Origin of the sequence: Tianweitania aestuarii, from assembly GCF_018457165.1 — a bacterium.
Lineage (GTDB): Bacteria > Pseudomonadota > Alphaproteobacteria > Rhizobiales > Rhizobiaceae > Tianweitania > Tianweitania aestuarii.
The window spans coordinates 712,588-734,199 of sequence record NZ_JAFMNX010000002.1 but is presented as its reverse complement, the minus strand read 5'-3'; the positions used below and the strand labels follow the sequence as shown (position 1 = coordinate 734,199).

Below are 21,612 nucleotides of genomic sequence, written 5' to 3'. Positions count from 1 at the left end.
GCCTGCGGCGGCTGATCCTGCAACGGATCGGTGCGCCAGGTGTTTCGCGCGCTCTTATTTTGTGAAATGCCATGAACGCCAACGCCTTCAATCTCGCCACCTCCACCGAAGCCTTTGCGCCTGTTGCTGCCCCCCGTCCGGCTTTCATCTTGTGCGCCGAGCGCCTGCGCGATGTCGTTGCGCGTGAAAACCTGCTCGACCGCGCCATGGGTCCAGGCCGCAGGCGCAAGTCGTCGGAAAAGATCCGCCGTGGCCGCAAGCCTGCCGAAGGTCTGGCGCTTGTTGCGCGTGATGCTGATGATGTGCTCGTCGGCACGGTCCGCTTGTGGAATGTGCGGCTGGGCGAGGGTGGCCGTCAGGCGCTTCTGCTTGGACCTTTGGCCGTGGAGCCGACCGCCAAGTCGGGCGGCATCGGGTCTGCCCTGATGCGTCAGGCGATCGCGGAAGCTGCAAGGCTCGGCCACGGCGCCGTGCTCCTTGTCGGCGATCCCGCATACTATCAGCGCTTCGGCTTTTCCGCCGCCAAGACAAGCGAGCTTGCCATGCCTGGTCCTTACGAGCGTCACCGCTTTCTGGCGCTGGAGCTGGTGGATGGCTGGCTCGACGGTGCTGCCGGCACGCTCAAGGCATCCGGCCGCAAGGTCAGTGAGGCGCTGTTCAAGGCGGGGTGAGGGGCGGGCGCTTGTTCCGCTGCCTTAATTGTTTAGGCATGGATCCTCGGGTCAAGCCCGAGGATGACGAAGCGGAGAGGGTGCGGGCAACCACAAGCGTCATCATCCCGAAGTGCGGGCGAGGCGAGCTTGAACAACTTTCGTCACCCTGAGGTACGAGCAAAGCGAGCCTAGAAGGACGCACTTTGCTCATGCAACGCATTGTCCCTTCTCCCCCTGTGGGAGAAGGTGGCTGAGCGAAGCGAAGTCGGATGAGGGGTGTTCCAGTTTGGTGAAAACCGAGGCTGTCTTCGGCCCCTCAACCAACCTCTTCCCTGGCTTACTGCACGCTGGCGCCCTTGATGGCGATCTTGCCCTTGCGGCCGGGTTCGCCGCTGGCACTCACTGCCTTGGCGATGTCTTCGATCGGATAAACGGCTTCGACCGGCAGCTTCAGCTTGCCCGAGGCGGCGTCCCTGACGAGTTCGCCCAGGAGCTCAGCGATGCGTTCCGGCTTCACCGGTGGCTTCGCGCCCCAGAAACCTTTGACGGTGATGCCGCGAAACAGGAGGTCGCCGGCCGCGATCTTCAGCGGCTGCTGCGTCATGGCGCCGAAGCTGACCAGCTCGGCACCGTCGGACGCCACGCTCAACACCTGTGACGGCCCATCACCGCCGAGCGAGTCGATCGCGCGCAATACTTTCGCGTCGCCAACCATCGCTTTTGCCTTGTCCTGCCAGCCGTTTTCGTCGGTCGCCACGACGTTTTCGATGCCTTCAGCCTTCAGCTCGTCGATTGCCGCCTGCCGGCGAACCAGCCCGAGAACCTTGACGCCGCGCTCGGCGCCGAATTGCGCCATCATCTTGCCGACGGCCCCATTGGCCGCATTCTGCACCACCCATTCACCGGATGGCAGGTTCAGCGTTTCCAAGAGCATCTTGGCCGAAAGCGGCATGGCGACCAGCTGGCACGCCGTTTCGTTGTCGACCGTATCGGGCACGGGAACGGACCGGGATGCATCGGCCAGATAATACTCCGCCCATGTCGCGGTTGCGCCGCCCGCAACACGCTGGCCGACCTTCAGGTTTGTCACGCCCTCGCCAAGCGCTTCCACGATGCCGACGGCTTCCGTTCCGGGAATGGCTGGAAGCTCAGGCTTGATGCCGTATTGGCCGGCAATGGTCATGAGGTCGTGGTTGTGCACGGGCGACAACAGCATGCGCACGAGAACTTGGCCGGCTCCCGGCTTCGGCTGATCGCTGTTTTGGCTGGTCAGCACCTCTTGCGGTGTTCCGAACTGCTTGTAAACGGCGCTTTTCATGGCGGGCTCCTGTGTTGGTGGCTTTGAAGAAAGCACTCTCCTCCACAGACGAGGTGGCTGCCGAATGGTTCCGAAGCGTGATGCGATCCGCTTCAGGCCGAGGAGGACGGGCCGCTGAACAGCCGGTCCTCGTTTTGAGAGGGCGACCTGCAGGAGAGCCTCGCAGGTCGCATGATCGTGCTTAAAGCAGCTGGCTCAGCGCCATGGCGGCGGACATGTCGCCTTCCACCTTGAGCTTGCCGGACATGAAGGCAGCGGTCGGGCTGAGGTTGCCGGCAACCAGATCCTCGAAGTCCGAACGCGCCACGGTGATGGTGCAATCGGTCGGCGCATCCTCGGTGGACACCTGCTTGCCATCGAGCACGATCACACCTTCGTCGTTCATCACGAACTTCACCGACTTGTCGAAATCGGAATCGGCAACACGGGTTTGCAGCTCGGCTGCGATTTCCTGCAGGGTCATCGTTCTCTCCTCATAAGGTGGGTCATTCTTCGCCCTGCCGAGATGTATGAAGGGCTTCCGTTTACGTCAACGTGACAATTCGGATCTTGCACCGCTGCAAGTTAAGGCGCGCGCCTTTTCCAGCATCGGCAAATAATGTTCGGGAACAGTCTTCAAGCTGAAGAATTATTGCCACGATGAACAAGGAGCGACCGAGGTCGCCAAGGAGAAAACGATGCATAAGGTTCTGACATCTGCGGGTCTCGCGCTCGCCGTGACAGTTGGTTCGCTTGGCGGCGGCATGTCGATTGCTTCCGCTCAGGGCATCCAGCTGGAGATCGGACCCAATGGCATACGCCCGGTTGAGCGCGAGCGTGAACGCGACCGCCGTGGTCCGCCGCGCCGTGGCTGTTCGGAGCGTGATGCCCGCGCTGCTGCCCGCGACGAAGGCTTGCGCGATGTCGAAGTCACCCGCGTCACGCCGCGCAGCGTCACCGTTGAAGGCGAGACGCGCCGCGGCCGCGTGATCACGATGCGCTTTGCCAATGAGCGTGGTTGCCCGGAACTGTAAGCAGCTCCAATCCCAAACAAAAGCCCGCCTCCAATGGCGGGCTTTTTTATGCCGCAGCGACGGGCGTTCTCTTGTTGCCGTCGCCCAGCGCCCGGCCGAGCAGCGCGTCTTCTTGGGGGAAAAGGCTGCGGATCGAGCGCAGCGCCTCATAGAACTGGCCGGCCGCAACCATGCGGTCGATGTCGCCGAGCTTGGCCGGCATGTCGCCATCACGAAACGTGTCGAGCAGACCGGGCATGATCTCGCCGAGCTGGCTGCGCGATTGATCGGCTGCTTCCGCATTCATCAGGATGGTTTGAACGGCAAGATAAAGCCGGCGCAGCGGCGATGTCGCGTCTTCGGCCTGCATGACGTGGTTTTGCAGGAGGAACTTCACGTCGTTATGAAATTCGAGCGAGACCTTGCGGTCGACGCTGATCACCGCGCCGTTGACATAGATCGTTTCGCCGGGCTTCAGCGCGATCTTCAAGCGGCTTTTCATTCCAGTCCGTCCAGGACAGTGGTGGACACGTCGATCAGGCCGTTTATGTCGGCCGAGCGTCCCAGCCGCAGCGTTTCGGCTTCGGCGAGAAGCCACGAGCCAACGGCGATCAGATGATCGCGCAGGTCCTTCGGCGTGGAGTTTTCGGGGGCCTGGAGATCGCTGACGAAGCTCGTCCAGATGCGATGCATGAACAAGGCGGCTTCCACCGCCTGGCGCGATCGGGGACCTGCGGCGCGTGCATCTCCAAGCAGCTCGATCGAGCGCACCAGGAGCTGCCGCTCACGGTCTCGCGCGTCGGCTATCGTGTCGGCCTGGATCTCGGCATAGCTGAACTGATACATCGGCTTCCGTGCTGGCGTCAGGCCGATCCGGCAAGCGCTTCCACCGCCACAATGGCGAAAGGCGCTTGTGCGAAGCTGATGGCTTGGCTGTCGATCGGGCCGATTGATCAGGCCATCAACTGGTAGCCGAGGAAGCGCTTGGATTCGATTGGATCGAAGCCGAGCTTCTCGCGCAGCTTCTTGCGCAGCTTGGAGATGTGGCTTTCCACGACGTTCTCTTCGACGGCATCGTCGAACAGGCCATAGATCGCATTGAAGACCTGCGACTTGGTTACCCGGCGGCCACGATTGCTCGCCAGATATTCGAGGATCCGGCGTTCGCGGCGCGGCAAGGGCAGGGGGGCGCCGTTGATCTCGGGATCGCGGCCATCGGTATAGATGCGCATCGGACCAACTTCGGTGTAGCTCACCACATCATCCTGCACGCGGCGGCGAATGGCGGCGATGCGCGCGAGAATCTCGCGGATATGAACAGGCTTGCGGATCACGTCATCGACGCCGGTCTCAAACAGGCGGAGCGTGTTTTCCAGGGAATGATGTTCGCTGAGCGCAATTACGGGAGCCGCCGTGCGGCTGCGGATGGCGCGGGGCGAGACCTTGTCTTCGGCACATTCGCCGATGAGAAAGGCGCGAACGGACTTCAGATCGGACGGTGCGACGCTTTCCACCCAGTCGCCGAATTCGGCGGAACGAAATCCCGCGCTGGCAATTCCTTCCCTGTTGAAGAGGGATTGATACCCTTCCTTAACCAGGTCTCGTTCATCAACAATCACGATCATCGTGCGCCCCCGAATCAGCTCCGTCATGAGCTGTCCAAGGGGTACCGACTGCGTGGAATCCCGCACAGTACGAGTTCTTATGAGGATGATCTTGGGAGTCGCCGAACCGGAATGGTTAACGCGGCGTTTCCTTTCGATGTATCATCCATTTAAATGACGCCAAATCAGGCACTTAGCTTTCCGTCTGCATTCGGATGGTCCAATCCGATGGCGCCGGAATCGCCCGCCGTGCCTCGGAAATCTGTGGCCTTTGAGTCACAATCTCTGACGAAGCGCGGCAATCTTCAGGCAAGCGAGATCTGTCTAGGGCGCGACCACGTTTTGTGCGCCTGATCCATGCTCAAACAAGTTTCGTTGGATAGGTTTTCAACGTCGCAAGTTAGCCGAAGCGACCGCGGCTCTCGTCCGCACCATCACCAACAAGAAACCTGTTGTTGCGCGATCATGAACCGACAAGATCAGTCCGAAGACCGGAACATTATCGTCGCAAACGCGATCAGCGAAGTTGTCGCTGAATTGCGCATGGTCGATGTCGCGGATTATCTGGCGTTCCTGCGCTTCGAACAGTTTGCTTCGATTGCCGACATCGTGGAATCGGCAGCCGAGCTTTATTTCATGCCGGGCACGCTAAAGCTCGGTCATGGCGGTGAAGCTGTCGTGAGCTGGGGCGAGGTGCCGAAGATCAAGCTTGATCTTGAGCTCAAACCGCGCGGCGCCACCGTTTACTTCACGTTGAGGCTGGAAGACGAGCAGGCCGGTGTCGATGTGACTTACGTGTCCTTCGACCAGCCGACGCCGGATGCGGATGAAAATACGCGCAACCTGGCCGCGATGATCGAACAAGCGCGCATTCGCAAGTCACCGCCGCGGACTGCTGCGGTGGAACAGAGGCTCTAGTCGATCAAACCGAGCCGCAAGGCCTTTGCCACCGCATGCATGCGGTTCACGGCATCGAGCTTCTGGGTGGCGTTGCCGAGATAGGTGTTGGCCGTGTGGATCGACAGGCCAAGCCCGGCCGCGATTTCTTCGCTGGTCTGGCCTTCCGCGGTCAAACGCAGGCAGTCCAGTTCGCGGCCCGAAAGCTTCGGCTGGTTGTCCGCATCCTTGACCCGCAGCGCGATCAGGCGGCCGAACAGGTCGAGCGCCTGCAGATGGGCGTTGGCGAGACGGTCGTCATCGACCTGAAATTCTGAACCGGTCAGAACCAGCACGCCATATTCGGCGCATCTGGCGTGAAGCGGCATGACGAGACCGGCGCGCGACGTGCCGAGCGGCGTGGTGCGCGTGGCCCAGCGCAAACGCTCGAACTGCGTTGCTGCCGGGTGATCCGATGCCGCCCACCAGGAAATGATGGTCGAGGACATCGGATGGCGGACCAATGTCGCTGGCGCTTCCGATACGAGCTGCTGGCTGAGCGCTGCGGCATCCGGGTAGGCGGAATCCATCAGGGGGCTCAGCTTGCCGGTTCGGCCCGATGTGACCGACAGAAGGCTGAAGTCGGACGCGCCGAGATCTTCCGACAGTTCCAGCAGTTCTGCCAGGAGCGGCATATAGGCTGCGGTGGCAGCCGGTGTCGCGATGGAAAAGCGGGTGCCGGATTGGAACGAGCCGAGAAACATCGTCAGATCAATCCGTGCCGGATCGCAGTGGCGATCGCCAAAGCGCGATTGCGGGCACCGAGCTTCTGGATCGAACTGGTGAGATGGCTGTTGGCCGTGCTTGTGGACACGCCCAAGATGACGCCGACCTCTTCCGTGGTCTTGCCTTCGGCAACCCAGAACAGGCATTCGCGCTCGCGCTCGGTAAGGGGATCATTGTTCGACGTCGCGCCGAGTTTACCGGCCAGCATGGACAGGGCGTAGCCGCAAAGCAGTTCGACCTTGGCCACGGCCCGCGTCATTAAACGGCCGGGCGCTTCTGCGGTCAGAAGCAGGGCGTAGCGCTTGCTTCCCGTGCGCAAGGGAATGCCCATGATATCGACGTGGCCATAGCCGGCGAGAAGTTCGGCATCGACGGTCGGGGGCAGGGCTTGCGCTTCAACCGGATTGCGCACGGCCATGCGCACGATGAGATCGAGCCCGACGAGATCGATGGCGTCATAGATCCAGTTGGAAGCGACGATCCGCGCTTTTTCTCCGGCGCGTGCGGTGAGATCGATCAGCATGTAACGATCCGCGCGAATGTCGCTGCAGATCTGGTGCATGAGTTCAACGAGACCGCGCCGCGCATCCTGAACGGTGGATGGCATCGCCAGCGCACCGGAAGAAGCGTGAAATGCAGCACCCATTGTTGATCGAACCCCTCCACGGGTCATGCAAGGCATGACCAAAATCTTTCAAAAGCTTTCAGACACAGCGGTTCGAGCGCATCCGGAAGGCTACGCCAACTCAGCTCGAAACACAGTTTACGCGGGAAACACAGCCGGCTTCACGGCGACAAGCCACCGGCGAACGCGGGAACGAAACCGAAGTCTCTGATGATTGCGACCAATGTCGACAACCCGGCTTTTGCGCCTCTTGCGAACCCCTCCGCGACAGGCGCTTCAACCAACATCCCTTGATTCGTGGTTAACGTAGCTGGCGCGGATTCCGGTGTCAAAATGCATTTGCTGGCGAAGGTGGAGAACGGCGTTGCCCACAGCTCACATTGCTGCGATGCAACACTTCCCCAGCGGCAAACATGTTCCGACTAGACCGAGCCTCGAACCGGTTTAATGTATCGGTCAGCAGCCTTGTCAAAAAAAGGCCGGACCACAAGGGGAAGTACCATGATGAAGTCGCTTCTGAGCGCCACCTGTCTCGCGACCGTCCTGTTGACCGCAGCGCCGATGCTGGCGAGTGCGCAGGCCGAAGTCGTTTATAACCGCGGCAACGACACCGATCCAACCACGCTCGATCATCACAAGACCTCGACCATCGCCGAGGCGAACCTGATGCGCGATCTTTATGAAGGGCTGGTGGCACCCAGCGCGAAGGCCGAGGTCATTCCCGGCGTTGCGGAAAGCTGGGAAATTTCCGAAGACGGCCTGACCTATACGTTCAAGCTGCGCAACGATGCCAAGTGGTCGAACGGCGATCCGGTGACTGCCGGTGATTTCGTGTTCGCCTATCAGCGCATCCAGGACCCGGCAACGGCCGCGCCTTACGCCAACATGCTTTACCCGATCGTCAATGCGGAAGCGATCAACAAGGGCGAGAAGCAGGCGTCGGATCTGGGCGCAAAGGCACTCGACGATCACACGCTCGAGATCAAGCTCAACGCGCCGACGCCCTATTTCCTGCAGCTTCTGACGCATCAAAGCTCGTTCCCGCTGCATCAGAAATCGGTCGAGCAGTTCGGCAACGAGTTCACCAAGCCCGGCAATATGGTGACCAACGGCGCCTATATGCTGGAAGCGTTCACGCCGAACGACAAGATCGTGATGCGCAAGAACCCGAACTTCCACGATGCGGCCAACGTCAAGATCGATGTCGTGAACTACATTCCGTTTGAAGAGCGCGCGACCTGTCTGCGCCGCTTCGAGGCCGGTGAGGTTCTGTCCTGCTCGGACATCGACAATGCCCAAATGGACTACATGAAGGAGAAGCTGGGCGACCAGCTCCACATCGCGCCTTATCTCGGCTCCTATTATCTGCCGGTGAAGGTGAACAAGGAAAAGCTTTCCGATCCGCGCGTGCGCCAGGCGCTGTCCATGGCAATCGACCGCGACTTCCTCGCCAACGAAATCTGGCGCGAATCCATGCTGCCGGGCTATTCGATCGTGCCGCCCGGCATCGACAATTATCCTGACCCGGTGTTCCTGCCCTACAAGGACATGGATATTCTCGACCGCGAGGACGAGGCCAAAAAGCTGCTGGAAGAAGCCGGCGTGAAGGAAGGCAGCCTCACGGTCGAGCTGCGCCACAACACTGGTGAAAACCACAAGAACACGATGACGGCCATTGCCGACATGCTGAAGAATATCGGCGTGAACGCAACGATCGTGGAAATGGAAGGCACCGGCTACTTCGATTACATGAAGAATGACGGCGATTTCGATCTGACGCGCGCCGGCTGGATCGGCGATTATTCCGATCCGCAGAACTTCCTGTTCCTGTTTGAAAGCGCCAATCTCGGCTTCAACTATCCGCGCTGGTCGAATGCCGACTACGACAAGCTGATGGCGGAAGCCGCGACCACTACCGATCTGGCCGCGCGCGCCAAGATCCTGCGCCAGGCCGAAGAGCTCTTCCTTAAGGAAGTGCCGGCGATCCCCATCCTGTATTACTCGTCTACGGCGCTCGTTTCGCCCAAGCTGAAGGGCTGGGAAGACAACATCATGAACCAGCACGCAACGCGCTGGCTGTCCGTCGAGAACTGAATCGTTGATGCGGCCGAACCGGGCTGACCGGCTCGGCCGCTGGCATTCTCTGCGACGGAGCGTTCCCTCATGTTGACCTATGTGCTGCGGCGCCTGCTTGGCGCCGTGCCGACGATGTTCGTGATCGTCACCATCGCCTTCTTCATGATCCGGCTGGCGCCCGGCGGACCGTTCGATCTCGAGCGTCCGCTCGATCCGCTGATCATGCAGAACCTCGAGCGCGCCTATAATTTCGACAAGCCGCTCTGGCAGCAATACTTCATCTATCTCGGCAATCTCGCGCAGGGCGATCTCGGCCCGAGCTTTACGCGACGCGACTTTTCCGTGGTGGATCTGTTTCGCGTCGGTTTGCCGGTGTCGATCCAGATCGGCTCGCTGTCCATGCTGATCGCGCTCGTGTTCGGCACGCTGCTCGGCGCGCTGGCGGCACTTCGGCAAAACAGCTGGGTGGATTACATGGTGGTGGGCACGGCCACTTTCGGCATCACCATTCCGACCTTCGTAATCGCCCCGCTGCTCAGCCTTTTGTTCGGCGTTCTCATGGGCTGGCTGCCGGCTGGCGGCTGGGGCACGTGGAAGCACATGATCCTGCCGGTGGTCACGCTGTCCCTGCCGCAGATCGCGGTTGTGGCGCGGTTGACGCGCGGCGCGACCATCGAGGCGCTGCGCTCGAACCATGTACGCACCGCACGCGCTTATGGTCTGCCGACACGCATCGTCGTCGGCGTTCATGCGCTGCGCGCCGCCATGCTGCCGGTGGTGTCCTATCTCGGACCAGCGGCGGCCAGCCTTCTCACCGGCTCGGTGGTGGTTGAAACCATTTTCGGCATTCCGGGCATCGGCCGTTACTTCGTGCAGGGCGCGCTTGGCCGCGACTACACGCTGGTGATGGGCACCGTGGTGGTGATCGCGCTGTTCGTGATCGTGTTCAACCTGATCGTCGACATTCTTTACGCCTGGCTCGACCCGCGGGTGCGCTATGACTGAGCATGTGTTTTCCGAACAGCCGCAGGCTGAAGCGATTGCCGTTACGGCCAGCCGTTCCTTGTGGCAGGACGCGTGGCTGCGGCTTCGGCGCAACCGCGCGGCCGTGGCGAGCGCGATCGTTCTGCTTCTGCTGGCGCTGGCCGGTATCTTCGGACCAAGCCTCGTGCCGCATCGCTACGACGAGATCTTCCCGCAATATGTGCGTGTGCCGGCAAGCCTCGAAGCCTATCCACGCGAAGACCGGATCGTGCCGGACTTCCAGCGCTCGCTGGAGCGCGCACGCATCACGATTGGCGAGGTCGAGCTGGATGGCTCCACCATTCGCGCTGATATCTCCGACAACGAGCCGATCGATCCGCGCATCACCCGCTATATCGACCGCTCCGACCTGTTCGATAATTCCCGGCTGGAGGATGCGGACGGCAATGCGCTGAGTGAAACCGCGACCAGCGGCGTCATGGTGGCCGATGTGCAGCGCGTGCGCTTTCTGTTCGGCACCGATGCCAACGGCCGCGATCTCCTGGCGCGCGTCCTGATCGGCATCCGCATTTCGCTGGCGATCGGCCTGCTTGCGTCCTTCATGGCGCTGGCGCTCGGCGTCACCTACGGCGCGGTCGCCGGCTACTTCGGCGGGCGGATCGACAATGTGATGATGCGCGTGGTCGATGTTCTTTACTCACTGCCCTTCATCTTCTTCGTGATCCTGCTCGTCGTGTTCTTCGGGCGAAGTTTCGTGCTGATCTTCATCGCGATCGGCTTCACGGAATGGCTCGACATGGCGCGCATCGCACGCGGCCAGACGCTTACGATCAAGCGGCAGGAATATGTGCAGGCGGCCGAAGCTATGGGCGTGTCCAGCGCCGGCATCCTCAAGCGCCACATCATCCCAAACACGCTTGGGCCGGTGGTGGTGTTCGTGACGCTGCTGGTGCCCAAGGCGATCCTGCTGGAAAGCCTGTTGTCGTTCCTTGGCCTTGGCGTGCAGGAGCCGCTGACCAGTCTCGGTCTGCTGATCGCGGAAGGCGCGTCGAACATGCGTGGCGCGATCTGGCTGCTGCTTTATCCCGCCGTGACGCTGACCGTGATCCTGTTCGCCCTCAACTTCCTGGGCGATGGTTTGCGCGACGCGCTCGATCCGAAGGAGCGCTGAGATGGACCGCGAAAACGTTCTTTCCGTCCGCGACCTCAAGGTCTCCTTTCAGACCAATGACGGCGTCGTGGATGCCGTGAAAGGTGTGAGCCTCGATGTGGCGCGTGGCGAAACCGTCGCCATCGTCGGCGAATCCGGTTCAGGCAAGAGCCAGACCATGATGGCGGTGATGGGCCTGCTCGCCGGCAACGGGCGCGCAACCGGTTCGGCCCTTTATCGCGACAAGGAGATCCTCGGCCTGTCGGACCGGCAGCTCAACACGGTGCGCGGCGCCAAGATCACTATGATCTTTCAGGAGCCGATGACCTCGCTCGATCCGTTGTACCGGATCGGCCGTCAGCTTTCCGAGCCGATCATCCATCATCGCGGATCAAGCAGAAGCGAAGCGCGCAAACGGGCGATCGAACTGCTAACGCTGGTGGGGATCCCCGAGCCGGAGCGGCGCATCGATTCCTATCCGCACGAACTCTCCGGCGGCCAGCGCCAGCGCGTGATGATCGCCATGGCGCTCGCCAACGATCCCGACATTCTGATCGCCGACGAGCCCACCACGGCGCTCGACGTGACGATCCAGGCGCAGATCCTGACCCTTCTGGCCGAGCTTCAGGCCAAGCTCGGCATGGCGATCGTGTTCATCACCCACGATCTCGGCATCGTCCGCCGATTGGCAGACCGCGTTTACGTCATGCAGGCCGGAAAGGTGGTGGAGGAGGGGGAAACCTCTTCCCTGTTCACCGAACCCAAGCATGACTACACGCGCATGCTGATCAACGCCGAACCCACCGGGCAGAAGGTGCCGGCGCAAGCGGATGCGCCGATCCTGCTTCAGGGCCGCGATGTCACCGTAACCTTTGCGCTGGGCGGTTCGCTGTTCAAGGAAGCCGCGACCTTCACCGCGGTCGATCGCGTGTCGGTGACGTTGAAGAAGCGGCAAACGATCGGCATCGTCGGCGAATCCGGGTCCGGCAAGTCGACGCTCGGCCGTGCGCTCCTGCGCCTTCTTCCCAGCACGGGCGCTGTGCGCTTCAAGGAGCACGATATCAGCCACGCTGATCGCCGCGCCATGCGTCCGCTGCGTCATCAGTTGCAGCTGGTGTTCCAGGATCCGTTCGGCTCCCTGTCGCCGCGCATGACGGTGGGCCAGATCGTCACCGAAGGGCTGCTTGTCCACGAAAGCGGTATCGGGCGCACCGAGCGCGACCGCCGCGCCATGCAGGCTCTGGAAGAAGTCGGGCTCGATCCGGCCATGCGCAATCGCTATCCGCACGAATTTTCCGGCGGCCAGCGCCAGCGCATCGCCATTGCGCGGGCCTTGATCCTCAAGCCAGACGTCATGGTGCTGGACGAGCCGACCTCGGCGCTAGACCGGTCCGTGCAAAAGCAGATCGTCGACCTCCTGCGCGATCTGCAGCAGGCGCATGATCTGTCCTACATCTTCATCAGCCACGATCTGTCGGTGGTGCGCGCCATGGCCGACACGATCCTCGTGATGCGCGGCGGGCGCATCGTGGAAGAGGGGCCTGTGGAAGAGATCTTCAACCATCCGCGCGATCCCTACACGCAGGCGCTTCTTGGTGCTGCGGTGGATGATCGGCGCTTCAGGAAAGCAACGGAAGCCATGCCCGCATAAGGACTTTTCACAACTGTCAGGTGTGGCAGGATTGCCGAAATTGGATAAAAGATTCTCGTTTCGAGACATTTGATGCTGCGCCTGACGGCTCGCCGGGGTACTTTGCCCCCGTTGAGCGTGCGAGTACGGTGGGGAATGCGGTTGCTGACGAAGCGTGGCTGGACTTTGCGGATCGTCACGGCGGTCATGGTGAGCACTTCGGCGCTTTATCCAGCGGCGGCCTTTGAGCTGTTCGGCTTCAAGTTCTTCGAAAAAGCTCCGGATCCGGAAGACGCGCCGGTTGGCGATCCACAGCCCTACAACGTCACCTTCACCGTCAATGCGGGCGAGGACGATGACGTCGAAGACACGCTGAAAGGCGCTTCGAACCTTTGGGGCGACCGCGAGGAGCCGGCATCGGGCGCATCCGGACTGCTTGCCAAGGCGCGCGGCGATTACCGCCGTTTGCTCGGCACCATGTATGCGCAAGGGCGCTACGGTCCCACCATTTCCATCAAGGTCGATGGCCGCGAAGCCGCCGATCTGCCGCCGGATGCAACAGTTTCCAATCCCGCCAATATCGTGGTCGCGGTTGATCCGGGTCCGCTGTTTGCCTTTGGCGTCGCCAGTGTCGTCAACCAGGCGCCGCCGCCCACCGACCGGCACGACATTGTCGAACTGCCCACCGACAACGGTTTCGTTCCCGGTGAAGTCGCCAAGTCCGGCGTGATCCTGCAGGCCGAGAACCTGTCCAAGGAAGCCTGGCGTCAGCAGGGCTATGCCAAGGCTGATGTGGCCGAGCGCCGGGTCGAGGCGCTGCACGACACGAACAAGCTCGATGCGACGCTTGTCATGGATCCGGGTCGCCGCGCCGTTTACGGGCCGACCTCCGTGCAGGGCACGGCGCGCATGGATCCCGATTTCGTAGCCTACATGACCGATCTGCCGCGGGGCAAAGAGTTCGATCCGGACGACGTCAAGCGCGGCAATGACCGGCTTGGCCGCTTGGAAGTGTTTCGTTCGCAGCGCATCGAGGAAGCCGAAGCCATTGAAGCCAATGGCGAACTGCCGATGAACGTGATCGTGCAGGAGCGTCCGCTGCATCGCTTCGGCGTCGGCGCGTCCTATTCGACGCTCGATGGCGCGGGTGTGGAAGGCTATTGGCTGCATCGCAATCTGTTCGGCAAGGCCGAGCGTCTGCGTTTCGACGCCAAGGTTGCCGGCATCGGCGCCGAGGTTACCAACCGCTCCGATGACGAGCCGGACAAAAGCCGCTTCGATCCGGCCGCCTTTACCTATCGCGTCGGCGCGACCTTCACCAAGCCCGGCGTCTTCACGCCCGACACCGATTTCGTGATGTCGCTGTTCGGCGACCGCGAAGTGCTGGACCGTTATACGCGCACGGCCGTGACGGCGCAGGTCGGCTTCACCCGGATCTTCACCGACGAACTGTCCGGCAGCCTGTTCCTGAGCGGCGGTCCGTCGCGCTTCGAGGACGATCTCGGCGAACGGGATTTCGTGACCGTCGGTTTGCCGGGAACGCTGACCTATGACACGCGCGACAACAAGGTGGATGCCACCGAGGGCGTGTTCGTGGAAGCCTCGATCGAACCCTTCTTCGAGTTCAACTACGGCAATCCGGTTGTGCGCGGCACGCTGGAAGGCCGGACCTATTACGGCTTCGGCGAAGAAAACCGTATCGTGGCCGCCGGCCGATTAAAGATCGGCTCGCTGGCTGGCGCCGATATCGGCGAAACTCCGCCCGACAAGCTGTTCTTTGCAGGCGGCGGTGGATCGGTGCGCGGTTATGAATATCGCGGCATCGGCGTGGAACAGGCCGACGGCATCATCACCGGCGGCCGTTCGCTGATCGAAGGATCGGCCGAGCTGCGCGCCAAGGTCACGGATTCCATCGGCCTCGTCGGCTTCGTGGATGCCGGTTATGTCGGCGCGGAATCCTTCCCCAACTTTGCAGAAGAGCTGAAGGTCGGCGCGGGCATCGGTTTGCGGTATCTGACCGGCCTCGGCCCCATTCGCGGCGACATCGCCATTCCGCTCAATCCCGGCCGCGATGATCCCGACTTCGCGTTTTACATCGGCATAGGACAGGCGTTTTGACCCGGTTCCTCGCACTTCTCGCTCTGCTGTTCGTCGCGTTTCCTGTTTTCGCGCAAGACGAGCAGGAAGACCGCTCTTATTTTGTCGGCCTGGTGGAAGACCAGCTTTCCACGCCCAACCGGCAGATCCGGCTGAACGGCATTCAGGGCGCGCTGTCGTCCGATGCCACGATCGGCGAGATCACGATTGCCGACCGCGAAGGTGTGTGGCTGCGCATCGTCAATGCGCGCATCAACTGGACACGCCGCGCGCTTCTGCTCGGCCGTTTGCAGATCTCGACCCTGTCGGCCGAACGCATCGAAGTCACCCGCAAGCCCTTGCCGGAAGAAGGCCTGCCGCCACCGGAAGCCAGCAGCGGCTTCGCTTTGCCGGAACTGCCGGTCTCGGTCACGCTTGATGAGCTCGATGTTCAGCGTGTCGTGTTCGGCCCGACCGTATTCGGTCTGGCCTCCGAGCTCGCCCTCAATGGCCGCGTGCGTCTGGCCGACGGTTCGCTCGACACCGCGCTCAACGTCACACGCCTCGATGGTCCCGGCGGCAAGCTTTCGCTCACCGCATCTTATGCCAATGACAGCACTGAACTCGGTATCGACCTTCGCCTGGAAGAGCCGGAAAACGGCATCGTCGCCAACCTGCTGAAGATCGAAAACCGTCCTCCGGTCAATCTCGTTGTTTCGGGCAAGGGGCCGCTTGAACAGTTTGACCTGCAGCTTGCTCTCGATGCCGCCGGAGAGCGCATTCTCACCGGGCAAACATCGCTGCGCCGTCAGGAACTCGGCCTCGGCTTCAACACGACGCTGGATGGTCCGATTGCCTCGCTCATCCCCGAGCGCTTTCGTGCCTTTTTTGGTCAATCGACGCAGCTGCAAGCAAGCGGCGTGTCGAAGGATGCGGGCGGGTTCCGGCTCGACCAGCTCGAACTGGCGAGCGCGCAGCTCAAGCTCAGCGCCAAGGCGGAAACGGCGGCCGACAACTTCCTGCAGCGCCTGACGCTCGATGCGCGGGTGGACAATGGCGGTGCCGAGCCGATCCTTCTGCCGGCACCCGGCCACAACACGATCCAACGCGCGCAGCTGAAGATTTCGTTTGGCGATACAGCGAGCGACCAGTGGTCCGGCTCGCTCGACATCGCCGACCTCATGACGGAAAACTTCTCCAGCGACCGCGTTGCGCTCAACTTCTCGGGTCTTGCCCAGAACCTTCAGGACGCCGCCAACCGCCGCGTCAGCTTCAAGGTCGATGGCGGCGCGCGCGGTCTGGATGCGCCGGCTGCACAGGTGGCCGAAGCGCTTGGCTCCGAGATCACGCTGCTGATCGATGGTGACTGGCGCGCCAACCAGCCGGTTCAGTTGAACCAGGCCACCTTGTCTGGCAACGGGCTCAGCGTCGCGCTCGATGGCGCCATCGCGGATCTCGTTTTCAACGGCAATATCGCTGTGAACGCCGATTCCATCGTGCCGTTTTCCGCGCTCGCCGGGCGTGATCTGGCCGGCAGCCTGCGTTTGACCGCGCAAGGCTCGGTCAACCCGATCGGCGGCGGCTTCGACCTCACGCTGGATGGCTCGGCCAACGGTTTGTCGATCGACACGCCGGCAGCCGACGCTCTGCTCAAGGGCGAAACACGCCTGACGGGCGGCGTCGCACGCGGCGAAAATGGCCTCGTCGCGCGTCAGTTCCGTCTTGCCAACAATCAGGTCGAGCTCACGGCTGACGGCCGCTTCGCAACGGGCACGGCCGACTTCAACTTCGATCTCGCTTTGAGCGATCTGGCGCTGGTTTCACAGCAGGCGAGCGGTCGCATGACGGCAACCGGTCGCGCGCAGGGTTCGGACGGAACGATCCGTCTCAATCTGGACGCCAATGTGCCGAGCGGCCGCTTGATGGGCAAGTCGCTGACGCAAGCGCGCATCGGCTTTGACGGCGTGCAACTGCCGGATCTGCTTGACGGCAACCTGACCGGTGACGCGTTCCTCGACGGCAACCGCGTGCAGCTTGCGAGCGGCGTGGCCGTGTCGGCGTCCACACGCAAGCTGAGCGGGCTCAGCTTCTCGGCCGGCGGCGCGAACCTGACGGGCGATATCCAGCAGATCGTCTCGAGCGGCTTGTTCGACGGACAGGTGCAGCTCAATGCCCGCGACGTGTCCACGGCAGCCGCCCTGTTCCTGACGAAGGCGTCCGGTGCGGTGGATGCCACGATCCGCCTGCGTCCAGTCAACGGCAACCAGGACGGCGACATCAAGGCCGATATCCGCAATCTCGTCGTGGATCAGGCGCGCGTCGGTAGTGCCGATGTTCAGGCGGAGTTTTCCGACCTGTTCAAGGTGCCGGGCGGCAATGCGACGATCGATGCGCGCAATGTCGTGGCAGGCGGCGTCACCGTGACCCGGCTTCAGGCACAGGCGCGCCAGAATGGCGATACCACCGACTTTTCTGCCGAAACCGCGCTCGACAACGGTACCACGGCCAATGTCGCCGGCGCCTTGTCGCGCGTCCAGACCGGCTTCCGTGTCAATCTGAACGAGCTGGCTTTGGCTCAGGGCAACACCAATGCCCGCCTGCTTCAGCCAGCCGCAATCACCATCATCAATCAGATCATCACCATCGACGGCGTTGCGCTCGATGTCGGCGGCGGGCGGATCGACGCCAAGGGCCAGATCGCCGAAACGCTCGACCTCGATGTGGTGATCGCGAACCTGCCTTTGTCGATCGGCAACAGCGTCGTGCCGGATCTTGGCCTCGGCGGCACACTCGATGGCACCGTGAAGGTCAGCGGCTCGCGCAGCGCGCCCGACGTCAACTTCGATGTACGCGGGCAGGGGCTCACGGCAGCCCAGCTGCGCCAGGCCGGTTTGTCTTCGATCAACGTTACGGCCAATGGCAGCACGCAGAACCAGCTTCTGACGGTTGATGCAGCCGTGACCAGCCCCGAAGGCGTCGATGCAAGGGCGCAGGGCACGGTGCCTCTTGGCCAGGGCCAGCTCAATCTCGATGTCACCTTGCGCTCGCTGCCGCTCGGCATTGCGAACGCGATCGTGCCGGAACAGAACCTCGCCGGCACCATCACGGGCACGGCTCAGGTGACCGGCGAACTGCGCAATCCCGCTGCAAGCTTCCAGCTTTCGGGCAGCGGCATCAGTGCCACACCGCTCGCCGATGCCGGCGTCGCGCCGCTGTCGGTTCAGGCCGACGGTGCTTATGGCGACAACGCCGTGACGCTGAACAGCGTTCAGGTGAACGGCCCGCAAGGCCTCACCGTCAGCGGCAACGGCCGCGTGCCTTTGTCGGGTGCCGGCCTGTCGGTGAATGTGGATGCGCAGGCGCCGCTTGCGCTTGCCAATCGCTTCCTGGCCGATCGCGGCACGCAGTTGAACGGCACGGTCAATGCCAATGTGGCGGTGACCGGCAGCATCCAGCAGCCCAACATCCAGGGCCGCGTGACATCGGCGGGGGCAGCCGTTGTTGATCCCGAAACCAATCTGCGGGTCAGCAACATCAACGTCGCCGTCGGCATTTCGGGCCAGACGGTCACGATCGAAAACGTGTCGGGCGCCATCGGTGGCGGCGGCACGGTGAGTGCATCGGGCACGATCGGCATTGCGCCCGGCAGCAATTTTCCGGCCAACATCGCCATCAACCTCAACAATGCACGCTACGCCGATGGTGAGTTGCTGGTGGCGACCGTCAACGGCCGTTTGAACGTGACCGGCGCCTTGCTGCAGGATCCGTTGATCGGCGGCACGATCGACGTGGCGCGGGCCGAGATCACCGTTCCGGAAAGCTTCGCGGGCGGTGCGGCCGCCATCAACGTCAAGCACCGCAATCCGCCGGCCGGCGTGCGCGCCACCCTGGCGCGTGCCAAGGCCAATGACGGTACGCCGACGCCGACCGCGCGTCCGAGCGTTGCGCGCCTCAACATCACGATCAACGCGCCCAACCAGGTGTTCGTGCGTGGCCGTGGCGTTGATGCCGAACTCGGCGGTTCCGTGCAGATCAGCGGTCCGGTGACCAACATTCAGCCAACCGGCGGTTTGCGCATGATCCGGGGCCGCATCGGCATTCTCGGCCAGCGCATCACCTTCGATGAGGGTGAAGTCACGCTGGTGGGCGACCTCAATCCCTACCTCAACTTCGTGGCGCGCTCGGAAGGTTCGGACATCACCGTTTTCGTGACGGTGACGGGCCGCGCGTCCGATATCGACGTGAAGTTCTCTTCCTCGCCCGAACTGCCGCAGGATGAAGTGCTGGCGCGTTTGATCTTCAATCGCGGCATCAACGAATTGTCGGCCTTCCAGATCGCCCAGCTCGCGGCTGCGGCGGCCGAACTGGCGGGCGGCGGCAACAATTCGCTGCTCGGCAGGCTGCGCGCCGGCACCGGGCTCGATGACCTCGATGTGGTGACCGACAGCGAAGGCAACGCTGCCGTGCGGGCCGGTCGCTACATCAACGAGAATGTATATCTCGGCGTCGAAGCGGGTGCGGGCGGCAACACGCGCGCCACCATCAATCTCGACATTACCGAGAACCTCAAGGTGAAGGGTGGCGCCGGCACCACCGATTCCAGCGTCGGCGTGTTCTACGAGCGCGATTACTGAGCCGGATCTTGTCAGGCGGTGCTTGAAGCGCCGCCTGAGCCATCCTTGAACACCTGAACGAGGCCGCCTGCTCTTGCGGGCCGCACCGACTTCCCGCACAACTAGGTGACACATCTGTCGGATGTTCATTGTCGGGGAGGAGCCTGCATGTTCGACGACATCAGGGGCAAGCGCGTGCTGATTACCGGCGCGTCGAGCGGGCTGGGTCAGCATTTCGCGCGATTGTTCGCGCAACGCGGTGCCGCCGTCACTCTGGCTGCCCGCCGCCTGGACAGGATCGAAGCCGAGTGCGAAGCTTTGCGCAGTTCAGGCGCGGAGGCCACGGCTGTCGCGCTGGACGTTCGCGACAGTGCGTCGATCGCGCACCTGTTTGCCGAGGCGGACCAGCCTTTCGACATCGTGGTCAACAATGCCGGCATCAGCGGCGCGGCGCGGGCGCTCGATCTCACTGAAGGTGATTGGGACGCGACGCTCGACGTTAATCTGAAAGGGCCGTTTTTGGTCGCGCAGGCTGCGGCAAAAGCGTTGCGGCAGGAAGAGCGCGGCGGTTCGATCGTCAATGTGGCGTCGATCGTCGCCCTGCGGGTTGCCACCGAGCTATCTGCCTATGCCGCGTCGAAAGCCGGTCTCGTTCATCTCACCCGCGCGCTGTCGCTAGAATGGGCGCGCTATGGCATCCGGGTCAACGCGCTTTGCCCCGGCTATGTCGAAACCGAGATCAATCGCGATTTCTTCGCCACGCCCGCCGGCGAGGCGATGGTGAAGCGCATTCCGCAGCGCCGGCTCGGGCGCATGGAAGACCTCGATGGCGCCATGTTGCTGCTGGCTTCTGAAGCCGGCGCTTACATCACGGGCACGGCTCTCGTGGTGGATGGCGGCCACTCGAACGCCTCGCTTTAGGAGGATCAGCATGGACTTCACCATTCCCGCCCGCGTCGAGGATTTTCGCCAGCGTATCGCCGATTTCGTGGCGCGCGAGGTGCTGCCGCTCGAGGCCGATCCGGCGTCCTATGATGCGCATGAGAATATCGCGCTGCCGCTTCTGGAAGCGCTGCGCGCCAAGGCCAAGGCGGAAGGTCTCTGGACCCTTCAGCTGTCGGCGGAGAGCGGCGGGCAAGGCCTCGACAAACGGGGCATGGCGGTCTGCTATGAGGCCATGAACCGCTCGATCTTCGGTCCGGCCGTGTTCAATTCGGCCGCGCCGGATGACGGCAATATGATGGTGCTCGAAAAGATAGGCACGCCCGCGCAAAAGGAGAAATGGCTGATGCCGATCGCGCGCGGTGACGTGCGCTCGGCCTTTGTCATGACGGAACCGCATCCGGGCGGCGGGTCCGATCCGCAGATGATCCAGACGCGTGCGGTCAAAAAGGGCGACACCTATGTCGTGCATGGCACGAAGTGGTTCATCACGGGCGCTGAAGACGCCGAGCATTTCATCCTGATCGCCCGCACATCAGATGATCCGCGTCACGGGCTGTCGGCGCTGTTGTTCCACAAGAACCAGCCGGGCTGGCGCATCAAGCGCCGCATCCCGATCATGGGCCCGGAAGAACATGGCGGTCATTGCGAGATCGAGTTCGACGGGCTGGAGATCCCCCAAAGCGAGATCCTGCTTGGTGAAGGCAAGGGCATGCGCGTCACGCAAACGCGGCTTGGCCCGGCACGGCTCACGCATTGCATGCGCTGGCTTGGTCTTGCCAAGCGCTGCACCGAGATTGCGCGCGATTATGCCGAGAACCGCCAGGGCTTCGGCATCCGGCTGGCCGACCGGGAAAGCATCCAGCTGATGCTGGGCGATCTCGCGATGCAGATCGAGATCGGTCGCCTGCTCGTGCAGAAGGCGGCCTACGCGCTCGATAGGGGGGAATACGCCCGCAAGGAAGTGTCGATGGCCAAGGTTCATGTCGCGAACCTCCTGCACAAGGCCGCCGATACCGGCATCCAGATCAACGGCGCGCGAGGTTATTCCAAGGACACGGTGCTGGAATGGATCTACCGCTATGCCCGGCAGGCGCGGCTCGTGGACGGCGCCGATGAAGTCCACAAGATGGTGCTGAACCGCAATCTTTCGGAAGAAGGCGAGGCGTTTTGGCGCTGGCCGGTGGAAGGCGCAGTCGAACGATGAACAAAAGTGCCTTGATCAAGGTCTGTTCTTCTCAAGGGAACAGGAAGTCACCCGGTCTTCAATATTGATGATGAAAGGGC

18 protein-coding genes are annotated in these 21,612 nt (G+C 62.4%); 11 read left to right on the top strand and 7 right to left on the bottom strand.

Annotated elements, in window-relative coordinates; genetic code table 11:
* The first annotated feature begins 71 nt into the window (after positions 1–71).
* A complete protein-coding gene (locus tag JYU29_RS11575) occupies positions 72–671 on the top strand; it encodes a GNAT family N-acetyltransferase (protein WP_213984936.1) in 600 nt (199 codons plus the stop codon).
* 319 nt (positions 672–990) lie between these two features.
* On the opposite strand, the gene JYU29_RS11570 is transcribed toward JYU29_RS11575, so the two are convergent.
* Together JYU29_RS11570 and JYU29_RS11565 are read right to left on the bottom strand one after the other, a co-directional pair.
* Entirely contained in the window at positions 991–1,971 is a 981-nt protein-coding gene (locus tag JYU29_RS11570) for a zinc-binding dehydrogenase (protein ID WP_213984935.1), read from the bottom strand.
* Between the two features lie 181 nt (positions 1,972–2,152).
* The gene (locus JYU29_RS11565) at positions 2,153–2,434 is read right to left on the bottom strand and encodes an SCP2 sterol-binding domain-containing protein (protein ID WP_213984934.1); all 282 of its coding nucleotides are present in this window, start codon (positions 2,432–2,434) and stop codon (positions 2,153–2,155) included.
* A 214-nt stretch (positions 2,435–2,648) separates the two neighbouring features.
* On the opposite strand from JYU29_RS11565, the gene JYU29_RS11560 reads away from it, so the two are divergent.
* Positions 2,649–2,984 (top strand): hypothetical protein, encoded by a 336-nt coding sequence (locus tag JYU29_RS11560; protein WP_213984933.1) that lies wholly within the window; start codon positions 2,649–2,651, stop codon positions 2,982–2,984.
* 46 nt (positions 2,985–3,030) lie between these two features.
* On the opposite strand, the gene flbT is transcribed toward JYU29_RS11560, so the two are convergent.
* The 3 genes from flbT to JYU29_RS11545 all read right to left on the bottom strand — a co-directional run bounded on the left by flbT (position 3,031) and on the right by JYU29_RS11545 (position 4,588).
* A complete protein-coding gene (flbT, locus tag JYU29_RS11555; protein ID WP_213984932.1) occupies positions 3,031–3,465 on the bottom strand; it encodes a flagellar biosynthesis repressor FlbT in 435 nt (144 codons plus the stop codon).
* Positions 3,462–3,809, bottom strand: a complete 348-nt coding sequence (gene flaF, locus JYU29_RS11550; protein WP_213984931.1) for a flagellar biosynthesis regulator FlaF — start codon at positions 3,807–3,809, stop codon at positions 3,462–3,464. Before flaF ends, flbT begins: the two co-directional genes overlap by 4 nt.
* Before the next feature lie 107 nt (positions 3,810–3,916).
* Entirely contained in the window at positions 3,917–4,588 is a 672-nt protein-coding gene (locus JYU29_RS11545; RefSeq protein WP_213985056.1) for a response regulator transcription factor, read from the bottom strand.
* A 444-nt stretch (positions 4,589–5,032) separates the two neighbouring features.
* Here JYU29_RS11545 and JYU29_RS11540 point away from each other — a divergent pair, with 444 nt between their 5' ends.
* On the top strand, positions 5,033–5,485 hold the full coding sequence (locus tag JYU29_RS11540; RefSeq protein ID WP_213984930.1) for a hypothetical protein: 453 nt from the start codon (positions 5,033–5,035) through the stop codon (positions 5,483–5,485).
* Here JYU29_RS11540 and JYU29_RS18420 read toward each other — a convergent pair.
* Both JYU29_RS18420 and JYU29_RS11530 read right to left on the bottom strand, forming a co-directional pair.
* Positions 5,482–6,207: a helix-turn-helix transcriptional regulator gene (locus JYU29_RS18420; RefSeq protein ID WP_213984929.1), complete on the bottom strand. Its 726-nt coding sequence runs from the start codon at positions 6,205–6,207 to the stop codon at positions 5,482–5,484. The two genes, JYU29_RS11540 and JYU29_RS18420, sit on opposite strands and share 4 nt — an antisense overlap.
* A 2-nt stretch (positions 6,208–6,209) precedes the next feature.
* Positions 6,210–6,875, bottom strand: a complete 666-nt coding sequence (locus JYU29_RS11530) for a helix-turn-helix domain-containing protein (protein ID WP_250157351.1) — start codon at positions 6,873–6,875, stop codon at positions 6,210–6,212.
* A gap of 480 nt (positions 6,876–7,355) precedes the next feature.
* Between JYU29_RS11530 and JYU29_RS11525 the strand changes: the two genes are divergently transcribed.
* From JYU29_RS11525 to JYU29_RS11490, 8 genes are all read left to right on the top strand, one after another.
* The gene (locus JYU29_RS11525) at positions 7,356–8,948 is read left to right on the top strand and encodes a peptide ABC transporter substrate-binding protein (RefSeq protein WP_213984928.1); all 1,593 of its coding nucleotides are present in this window, start codon (positions 7,356–7,358) and stop codon (positions 8,946–8,948) included.
* 69 nt (positions 8,949–9,017) lie between these two features.
* Complete coding sequence (gene oppB, locus JYU29_RS11520; RefSeq protein ID WP_213984927.1) at positions 9,018–9,935, top strand: oligopeptide ABC transporter permease OppB; 918 nt, start codon at positions 9,018–9,020, stop codon at positions 9,933–9,935.
* A complete protein-coding gene (locus JYU29_RS11515; RefSeq protein ID WP_213984926.1) occupies positions 9,928–11,085 on the top strand; it encodes an ABC transporter permease in 1,158 nt (385 codons plus the stop codon). The genes oppB and JYU29_RS11515 overlap by 8 nt, the downstream gene beginning before the upstream one ends.
* A 1-nt stretch (position 11,086) precedes the next feature.
* On the top strand, positions 11,087–12,715 hold the full coding sequence (locus tag JYU29_RS11510) for an ABC transporter ATP-binding protein (protein ID WP_213984925.1): 1,629 nt from the start codon (positions 11,087–11,089) through the stop codon (positions 12,713–12,715).
* Positions 12,716–12,850: 135 nt separating this feature from the next.
* Positions 12,851–14,812 (top strand): autotransporter assembly complex protein TamA, encoded by a 1,962-nt coding sequence (locus JYU29_RS11505; RefSeq protein ID WP_213984924.1) that lies wholly within the window; start codon positions 12,851–12,853, stop codon positions 14,810–14,812.
* Entirely contained in the window at positions 14,809–19,404 is a 4,596-nt protein-coding gene (locus JYU29_RS11500) for a translocation/assembly module TamB domain-containing protein (RefSeq protein ID WP_213984923.1), read from the top strand. Before JYU29_RS11505 ends, JYU29_RS11500 begins: the two co-directional genes overlap by 4 nt.
* 147 nt (positions 19,405–19,551) lie before the next feature.
* Positions 19,552–20,304 carry an SDR family NAD(P)-dependent oxidoreductase gene (locus JYU29_RS11495; protein WP_213984922.1) on the top strand — a complete coding sequence of 251 codons (753 nt, stop codon included), beginning with the start codon at positions 19,552–19,554 and terminating at the stop codon, positions 20,302–20,304.
* A gap of 10 nt (positions 20,305–20,314) precedes the next feature.
* Complete coding sequence (locus tag JYU29_RS11490; protein ID WP_213984921.1) at positions 20,315–21,532, top strand: acyl-CoA dehydrogenase family protein; 1,218 nt, start codon at positions 20,315–20,317, stop codon at positions 21,530–21,532.
* Positions 21,533–21,612: the final 80 nt, after the last annotated feature.